This window comes from Streptomyces sp. NPDC002088, from assembly GCF_040296605.1.
Taxonomy (GTDB): Bacteria; Actinomycetota; Actinomycetes; order Streptomycetales; family Streptomycetaceae; genus Streptomyces.
The window spans coordinates 194,334-203,270 of record NZ_JBEOXO010000018.1 but is presented as its reverse complement, the minus strand read 5'-3'; the positions used below and the strand labels follow the sequence as shown (position 1 = coordinate 203,270).

General features: G+C 71.0%; 7 protein-coding genes. 2 read left to right on the top strand and 5 right to left on the bottom strand.

The window, feature by feature from the left end; genetic code table 11:
* A partial coding sequence (locus tag ABT114_RS32795; RefSeq protein ID WP_351146541.1) for a sulfate adenylyltransferase subunit 1 occupies nt 1-1,008 on the top strand: 1,008 nt, incomplete at its 5' end.
* A gap of 15 nt (nt 1,009-1,023) precedes the next feature.
* Here ABT114_RS32795 and ABT114_RS32790 read toward each other — a convergent pair.
* Complete coding sequence (locus ABT114_RS32790; RefSeq protein ID WP_351146548.1) at nt 1,024-3,291, bottom strand: bifunctional salicylyl-CoA 5-hydroxylase/oxidoreductase; 2,268 nt, start codon at nt 3,289-3,291, stop codon at nt 1,024-1,026.
* A gap of 11 nt (nt 3,292-3,302) precedes the next feature.
* Complete coding sequence (locus ABT114_RS32785; protein ID WP_351146540.1) at nt 3,303-4,130, bottom strand: enoyl-CoA hydratase family protein; 828 nt, start codon at nt 4,128-4,130, stop codon at nt 3,303-3,305.
* 361 nt (nt 4,131-4,491) lie between these two features.
* On the opposite strand from ABT114_RS32785, the gene ABT114_RS32780 reads away from it, so the two are divergent.
* Nucleotides 4,492-4,944, top strand: coding sequence for an ATP-binding protein (locus tag ABT114_RS32780; protein WP_351146539.1), 453 nt, complete (start codon nt 4,492-4,494; stop codon nt 4,942-4,944).
* Here ABT114_RS32780 and ABT114_RS32775 read toward each other — a convergent pair.
* From ABT114_RS32775 to ABT114_RS32765, 3 genes are all read right to left on the bottom strand, one after another.
* The gene (locus ABT114_RS32775; protein ID WP_351146538.1) at nt 4,904-6,367 is read right to left on the bottom strand and encodes an amino acid permease; all 1,464 of its coding nucleotides are present in this window, start codon (nt 6,365-6,367) and stop codon (nt 4,904-4,906) included. The two genes, ABT114_RS32780 and ABT114_RS32775, sit on opposite strands and share 41 nt — an antisense overlap.
* Nucleotides 6,368-6,494: 127 nt before the next feature.
* On the bottom strand, nt 6,495-7,502 hold the full coding sequence (gene argF / locus ABT114_RS32770) for an ornithine carbamoyltransferase (protein WP_351146537.1): 1,008 nt from the start codon (nt 7,500-7,502) through the stop codon (nt 6,495-6,497).
* A 95-nt stretch (nt 7,503-7,597) separates the two neighbouring features.
* A complete protein-coding gene (locus ABT114_RS32765; protein ID WP_351146536.1) occupies nt 7,598-8,821 on the bottom strand; it encodes an arginine deiminase in 1,224 nt (407 codons plus the stop codon).
* Between the last annotated feature and the right edge of the window lie 116 nt (nt 8,822-8,937).

The window sequence follows — 8,937 nt, the reverse complement described above, 5'->3', positions numbered from 1 at the left end:
ACGATCGACGTGGCGTACCGCTACTTCGCGACCCCGCGCAGGCGGTTCATCCTCGCCGACACGCCCGGCCACGTGCAGTACACCCGCAACATGGTCACCGGCGCCTCCACGGCCGAACTGGCGATCGTCCTGATCGACGCCCGCAACGGCGTCGTCGAGCAGACCCGCCGCCACGCCGCCGTGGCCGCCCTCCTGCGCGTGCCGCACGTCGTCCTGGCCGTCAACAAGATGGACCTCGTCGGCTACCGGCAGGCCGAGTTCGACCGCATCGTCGAGGACTTCGCCGGCCACGCGGCGGAGCTGGGGCTCCCCTCCTTCACGCCGATCCCGGTCTCGGCGCTCGTCGGCGACAACGTCGTGGACCGCTCGGCGCACATGGACTGGTACGAGGGCCCGGCGCTGCTGGAGTTCCTGGAGAACGTGCCCGTGGCCGGCGACCCGGCCGACGCGCCCGCCCGTTTCCCGGTCCAGTACGTGATCCGCAACGGTGAGGTCCGCCACTACGCGGGCCAGTTGGTGTCCGGCTCGCTGCGGGTCGGCGACCGGGTGACCGTGCACCCCTCCGGCGAGACCTCCGAGATCACCGCCATCGACGTGCTCGGCACCGCCGTCCAGGCGGCGTACGCACCGCAGTCGATCGGGGTGCGGCTGGCCGACCAGCGTGACGTGTCGCGCGGCGACATGATCACCGCCGGCGCGGACGCGCCCGCGCTCACCCAGGACGTGCACGCGGCCGTGTGCCACCTGGCCGACCGACCGCTCCGGGTCGGCGACCGGGTCCTGCTCAAGCACACGACCCGCACGGTCAAGGCGATCGTCAAGCACCTCGGCGACGCGGACACCCTCACCGCGAACGACCTGGGCCGCATCACGCTCCGCACGGCGGAGCCCTTGGCCCTCGACGACTACGCGACCTCCCGTCGCACCGGCGCGTTCATCCTCATCGACCCGGCGGACGGCGCGACCCTCACGGCGGGCATGGCCGACCTGCGGGGCCTCGACTCCTGACCCTGCCCCGGCGGCTCAACCTCTCAGGCCGAGCCGCGGACGGGGCGCGTCCGTGCGTCCCGTCCGCGGGGGTCTGCTGCCCGCGCGGTACGGCGCCGGCCAGGGTGCGCCCGGGCCCTCGTAGCCCTGTTCGGCTGCCGCGTGGAGGGTCCAGTGGGGGTCGTAGAGGTGGGGGCGGGCCAGGGCGCACAGGTCGGTGCGGCCGGCCAGGATCAGGGAGTTGACGTCGTCCCAGGACGAGATCGCGCCGACCGCGATCACGGGGATGCCCGCCTCGTGGCGGATGCGGTCCGCGAACGGGGTCTGGTACGAGCGGCCGAACTCCGGCTGCTCGTCGGCCACCACCTGGCCCGTCGACACGTCGACCGCGTCGGCGCCGTGCGCGGCGAAGGCGCGGGCGATCTCGACGGCGTCGGCGGCCGTCGTACCGCCTTCGGCCCAGTCGGTGGCGGAGATGCGGACGGTCATGGGCCGCTCCTGCGGCCACATCCCGCGTACGGCGTCGAAGACCTCCAGCGGGAAGCGGAGCCGTTTCGCGAGGGAGCCGCCGTAGGCGTCGGTGCGGTGGTTCGTCAGGGGGGAGAGGAAGCCCGAGAGCAGATAGCCGTGGGCGCAGTGCAGTTCGAGAAGGTCGAAACCGGCGCGGGCCGCGCGCCACGCGGCGGCGGCGAACTGCTCGCGGATGTCGGTGAGCTGGGCCCGGCTCAGGCTTCGCGGCGTCTGGCTGTCCGGCCTGTACGGGAGCGGGGACGGCGCCACCAGTGGCCAGTTGCCGGACGGCAGCGGCTCGTCCATGCCCTCCCACATCAGCCTGGTCGAGCCCTTGCGGCCGGAGTGGCCCAGCTGGACGCCGATCGCGGTGCCCGGTGCCCGCGTGTGCACGAACTGAGTGATCCGCCGCCATGCCTCGGCCTGCCGGCCGGTGTAGAGGCCCGTGCAGCCGGGGGTGATCCGCCCCTCCTCGCTCACGCACACCATCTCGGTCATCACGAGCCCGGCTCCGCCCAGCGCCCGGGCGCCCAGGTGCACCAGGTGGAAGTCGCCGGGGACGCCGTCGACGGCCGAGTACATGTCCATGGGTGACACGACGACCCGGTTGGGCAGGGTCAGGCCGCGCAACCGGAACGGGGTGAACATCGGGGGTGTACCGGGCGGGCAGCCGAACTCGCGCTCCACGGCCCCGGTGGAACGAGCGTCACGCAGCCGCAGGTTGTCGTGGGTGACGCGGCGGCTGCGGGTGAGCAGGTTGAAGGCGAACTGGCGGGGCCGCTGCCCCAGGTACAGCTCGACGTTCTCGAACCACTCCAGGCTGGCGCGGGCCGCCCGCTGGGTGGAGGCGACGACGGGCTTGCGCTCCTCCTCGTAGGCCGCGAGGGCCTCCGTCAGTGAGTCCTGTTCCTCGAGGCAGGCCGCCAGGGCCAGCGCGTCCTCGACGGCCAGTTTCGTGCCGGAGCCGATGGAGAAGTGGGCGGTGTGGGCGGCGTCGCCGAGGAGGACGACGTTGCCGTGCGACCAGCGCTCATTGACCACCGTACGGAAGGTGGTCCACGCCGACTTGTTGGAGCGCAGCGGCCGGCCGCCGAGCGCGTCGGAGAAGATCTTGGCGCAGCGGTCGATCGACTCCCCCTCGTCGAGTTCGTCGAAGCCGGCCGCCCGCCACACCTCCTCGCGCATCTCGACGATCACCGTCGAGGCGTCGGCGGAATAGGGATACCCGTGCAGCTGCATCACGCCGTGCTCGGTCTCGGCGATCTCGAAGCGGAAGGCGTCGAAGGCGAAGTCCGCGGCGAGCCAGACATAGCGGCAGCGGTGGCCGGTCAGCGTGGGCCGGAAGACGTCGGCGTAGGCCTCGCGGGTCGTGCTGTGCACTCCGTCGGCGGCGACGACGAGGTCGTACGTCTCCGCCAGCCAGGCCGGGTAGGGCGCCTCGGTGCGAAAGCGCAGCTCCACGCCGAGCGACCGGCACCGTTCATGCAGGATCTCCAGGAGCCGGCGTCGGCCCAGCGCGGCGAAACCGTGCCCGCCGGAGCGGTGGCGCACGCCCCGGTGCACGATGTCGATGTGGTCCCAGCGCACGAACTCGGCCTTCAGCGCCTCGTACACCACCGGGTCCGCGTGTTCGATGCCGCCGAGCGTCTCGTCGGACAGGACGACGCCGAAGCCGAAGGTGTCGTCGGGGGCGTTGCGCTCCCAGACGGTGATCTCCCGGGCGGGGTCGAGGCGTTTGAGCAGCGCGGCCGCGTACAGGCCCCCGGGTCCGCCGCCGACGACGGCGACCTTCATCGTCACCTCCGTCACCTCCCGCGCCACTTCGGCGCCCGCTTCTCGGTAAAGGCGGCGTGGAACTCGGCGTAGTCCTCGCCGTTCATGAGGAGGGCCTGGGTCGAGGCGTCCAGTTCCACCGCCGCCGCCAGTGGCATGTCCAGCTCGGCCGTGAGCAGCGCCTTCGTCTGGGCGTACGCGAGGGCCGGGCCGTCGGCCAGGCGCCGGGCCAGCGCGAGGGCGGTCTCGTCCGTCCGGCCCTCCTCCGTCAGTTCGCTGATCAGGCCGATCCGCTCGGCCTCGGGTGCCCGCACCGGTTCGCCGAGCATCAGCAGCCGGGTCGCGTGCCCGAGGCCGACGACCCTGGGCAGCAGATAGGCGGCGCCCATGTCACCGCCGGACAGGCCGACGCGCGTGAAGAGGAACGCGAAGCGGGCGGAGGGGTCGGCGACCCGGAAGTCCGCCGCCAGCGCGAGCACCGCCCCTGCCCCGGCCGCCACCCCATGCACCGCCGCGATCACCGGGAACGGGCACTCCCGTACGGCCCGCACGACCTGCCCGGTCATCCGGTTGAAGTCGAGGAGCTGGGCGGTGTCCATGCCCAGGGTGGCGCCGATGATCTCGTCGACGTCGCCGCCGGAGCAGAAGCCGCGCCCTTCGCCGGCCAGCACCAGGGCCCGTACCGACCGCTCCCGGGACAGCTCGGCGAGCAGGTCGCGCAGGTCGGCGTAGGCACCGAAGGTGAGCGCGTTGAGTTTGTCGGGGCGGGCCAGGGTGACGGTGGCGACCCCGTCGGCGTGATCGACGCGCAGATGCCGCCAGTCCGAGGTGCGGGCGGCGGAGCCGGTGAAGGGACTCATGAGGGCGGCCTCCTCGGGCGGTGGCGCGGACACTGCCTGACCGGTCTCTACCCTACGAAGCTATCACCCATATGTGACTGTCGTCACGGCCACGCGATAGTGCGGCACGATGTCACCGCATGACCGATCTCGTCGCATCCGTAACATCCATCACATCCGTCACAGGACGGCACGGGCCGTCAACAACGCGGTAACAGTGGGAGCAGTCGTGGGAGACGGACCGTTGGCCTGGGTAAGCCGCTCGATGTCGGGGCCGAAGGTCCCGGACGACGCCCGTCGTACGTCACTGTCGGGGGGCGCCGTACCATTCCTAAGGTTGAAAGCAGGACGGCCTGATGTTGATCACAGGGAAGCCTGCGCCATGAACGGACTTGCCTTGCACGAACGCCCCTCCGCCTCATCCTCCTGGCGCATCGCACTGCCGCACACCACCGCGGCCGTGCCCGTGGCGCGTGCCCTGGTCCGTACGGCGCTGGCCGAGGTGGAGCACGCCACGGACAGCGACACGGCGGAGCTGCTCACCGCAGAGCTGGTGGCGAATGCCGTGGAGCACACCTCGGGGTCCACTCCGATAGAGCTCGTGGTGGAGCTGCGGCCGACGGGCTGCCAGGTCGAGGTGCACGACCCGGACCCGATGCCGCCCGGCGAGCTCACCCGCCCGGCCCCCGAGATGCCCGACCCCTGGCAGGAGCACGGGCGCGGCCTGCTGCTGATCCGCGCCCTCAGCTCGTCCTGTGGCCACCGGCTCACCGAGACCGGCAAGGCGGTCTGGTTCAGACTGGCTGCGGTGCCGCCTCAGCGGCGTCCGGCGTGACCGTGGCATCGGCCTCGGCCATGCCCAGCCTGGAGTTCCGGCGGCCGTAGCCGACGTATGCGACCAGCCCCACCGCGAGGAACACCGCGAACTGGAGCCAGGTCGTCCAGTCCGTCTCGTACATCAGGTACAGACAGAAGCCGACGCCGACCACGGGCAGCACGGGGTAGAACGGCACGCGGAAGGTGCGGGCGAGGCCCGGCTCGCGGCGGCGCAGCGCGATCACGGCGATGTTGACGACGGCCATGAGGGCGAGCGTGCCGATGGTGGACAGGTTGACCACGGCGTCGAGCGAGGAGAAGGCGGCCGGGATCGCGAAGACGATCGCGATGATCAGGGTGCCGGCGACGGGCGTGGAGGTCCTGGGCGACACCTTCTCGAAGACGCGCGGGACGAGGCCGTCCCGGGACATCGACATCAGGATGCGGCTCTGGCCGTACATCACCGCGAGCACCACCGAGGCGATGGCGACGACCGCGCCGAAGGCGATGACGGAGCCGCCGACCGTGGAGCCGGTGACCTCGTTGACGACGTACGACAGCGCGGCGGGCCGGCCGCCGACCTCGTCGGCGCCGATGGCGCCGATCGCGGCGAGGGCGACCGCGCAGTACAGCAGGGTGACCACACCCATGCAGACGAGGATCGCCACCGGGATGTCCCGGCGGGGGTTCTTCGCCTCCTCACCGGCCGTGGTGATCGCGTCGAAGCCGATGTACGAGAAGAAGGCGGCGGTGGTGCCCGCGCCGATGCCGCCGAGGCCGGCCGGCGCGAACGGGGTGAGGTTGCCGTCCGTGAAGGCGCTGTAGCCGATGGCGCAGAACGCGACCAGGATGGCGATCTTGACCACGGCCATGGCGGTGGTGGCCCGGGCACTCTCGCGCACCCCGCGCACCAGCAGGACACAGGCCATCGCGATGACGATCACGGCGGGCAGGTTGATGACACCGCCGTCGCCCGGCCCGGCGGAGAGCGCGGCGGGCAGCCGCCAGCCGACGACGCTGTCGAGCAGTTCGTTGACGTACTGGCTCCAGCCGACGGCGACGGCCGAGACGGAGACGCCGTACTCGAGCAGCAGACACCAGCCGACCAGGAAGGCGGTGGTCTCGCCGAGGCCCGCGTAGGCGAAGGAGTACGACGATCCGGAGACCGGGATCGCGCCGCCCAGCTCGGCGAACGAGAACGCGGTGAACACGCAGGTGATCGCGGCGAGGACGAAGGAGACCACGACGGCCGGGCCGGCCTGGGCGACCGAGTCGGAGAGCCCGACGAAGATGCCGGTGCCGACGACCGCGCCGACGCCGAAACAGATGAGCTGGAAGAGGCCCATGGTGCGCTTGAGGCCGTGGCCTGCGCGGTCGGCGCCGGCTTCGGCGACGAGGAGGGCGGGGGACTTGATCCGGAGCTTTGATGCGGGAGCGGGCATGCGGGGTGGTGCTCGTTTCTGGTGGTGCGGGTGCGACGAGGTGGGGTCGCGCGGCGACCGCGGAAGGGGTGGTTCCGGGCCGCCGGTCAGGATAGGTGAGATCGGCCGGGGTCGAGACCGGACGAGATCAGGCGAGCGTCGCGACCAGGATCGCCTTGATCGTGTGAAGCCGGTTCTCGGCCTCGTCGAAGACGACGGAGTGGGCCGACTCGAAGACCTCGTCGGTCACCTCGAGGGACTCCAGGCCGTACGTCTCGTGGATGTCGCGCCCGACCTTCGTGCCGAGGTCGTGGAAGGCCGGCAGGCAGTGCAGGAACTTCACGTCCGGGTTGCCGGTGGCGCGCAGGACGTCCATGGTAACGGCGTACGGGGCGAGGGCCTCGATCCGCTCGGCCCAGACCTCCTTGGGCTCGCCCATGGAGACCCAGACGTCGGTGACGACGAAGTCGGCGCCCTGGACGCCCTCGGCGACCTCCTCGGTGAGGGTGATGCGGGCACCGCTGGTCTCGGCGAGCTCGCGGGCCCGGTCGACGATCTCCTGGGCGGGCCAGTACGACTTCGGCGCGACGATACGCACGTCCATGCCGAGCAGGGCGCCGGTGACCAGGTAGGAGTTGCCCATGTTGAAGCGGGCGTCGCCGAGGTAGGCGAAGGCGATCTCCTTCAAGGGCTTGCTGCTGTGCTCGGTCATGGTCAGCACGTCGGCGAGCATCTGGGTGGGGTGCCAGTCGTCGGTGAGGCCGTTGTAGACGGGGACGCCCGCGTACGCGGCGAGTTCCTCGACGCCGGCCTGGCTGTCGCCGCGGTACTCGATCGCGTCGAACATCCGGCCGAGGACGCGTGCGGTGTCCCGTACGGACTCCTTGTGTCCGATCTGCGAGCCGGACGGGTCGAGGTACGTCGTCGAGGCGCCCTGGTCCGCGGCCGCGACCTCGAACGAGCAGCGGGTGCGCGTCGAGGTCTTCTCGAAGATCAGCGCGATGTTCTTGCCGCGCAGGTACGGCGTCTCGGTCCCGGCCTTCTTGGCGGCCTTCAGCTCGGCGGACAGCTCGATCAGGCCGCGGAACTCCTCCTCGGTGAAGTCCAGCTCCTTGAGGAAGTGGCGGCCGGCGAGGGCGGTCGGGACTGTCGCCATGGGGGCGCTCCAACGGGTACGAGAGACAGGGACCTTTGGAATTCTATACGAAATTCAGAATTTCTATGCGCCCCACGCTGACTCATCACGCTTCCTCATACGGCGTCCCGCTCCACCGGACAGCTCATGCACCGCGGTCCGCCCCTCCCCCGGCCCAGCTCGCTGCCCGGGATCTCGATCACCTCGATGCCCTGTTTGCGCAGGTGGGTGTTGGTGGTGGCGTTGCGCTCGTAGGCGACGACGACGCCCGGCTCGACGGCGAGGACGTTGCAGCCGTCGTCCCACTGCTCGCGCTCGGCGGCGTGCACGTCCTGGGTGGCGGTCAGGACGCGGATCTCACTCAGCCCGAGGGCGGCGGCGATCGCGCGGTGCATGTGCTCCGGCGGATGGTCGGTGACCTTCAGCTCCTTCTCGCCGACGCCCGGTTCGATCGTGTACGAGCGGAGCATCCCGAGCCCCGCGTACTGGGTGAAGGTGTCGCCGTCGACCATCGTCATGACGGTGTCGAGGTGCATGAAGGCGCGCCGCTTCGGCATGTCGAGGGCCACGATCGTCCGGGCGGAGTCGGCGGCGAACAGCTTGTGCGCGAGCATCTCCACGGCCTGGGGCGTGGTGCGTTCGCTCATGCCGATGAGGACCGCGCCGTTGCCGATGACGAGGACGTCCCCGCCCTCGATGGTGGAGGGGTAGTCGGCCTGCCCCTCCGACCAGACATGGAACGCCTCACCGCGGAACAGCGGGTGGTGCCGGTAGATCGCCTCGAAGTGGACGGTCTCGCGCTGCCGGGCCGGCCAGCGCATCGCGTTGATGGAGACACCGCCGTAGATCCAGGCGGAGGTGTCACGGGTGAAGAGGTGGTTGGGCAGGGGGCCGAGGAGGAAGTCGTCGAGCTCCATCGCGTGGAAGCGCACGGAGGTCGGCTCCTCGTGCGCCTCCAGGAACTCCCGCTTGGTCATCCCGCCGACGAGAGCCTCGGCCAGCTCGCCGGCGGGCAGGGTCTCGAAGGCCGCGCGGAGGTGGTCGGTGGCGAGGGGGCCGTACTCCTTCTCGTCGAAGACGCGGTCCAGGACCAGCGCCCGCGCCCCTGGGATCGCCAGGGTCTCGGTCAGCAGGTCGCCGAAGAGGTGGACGGCGACCCCGCGGTCGCGCAGTACGTCCGCGAACCCGTCGTGCTCGACGCGCGCCCGGCGCACCCACAGCACGTCGTCGAAGAGGAGGGCGTCCTTGTTGCTGGGGGTGAGCCTTTTGAGCTCGAGGTCCGGCCGGTGCAGGATGACGCGGCGCAGCCGCCCGGTCTCGGAGTCGACATGGAATCCCATGCCTCCATCCTGACCATCGGGGGGCGCGTTGACCCGCCGCTCACAGATTTCCACGCCCCTTCTTCTCGTCCTCTTGACGATAACCGGGCCCCGAGCGCCGATTCCATGTCACGCCG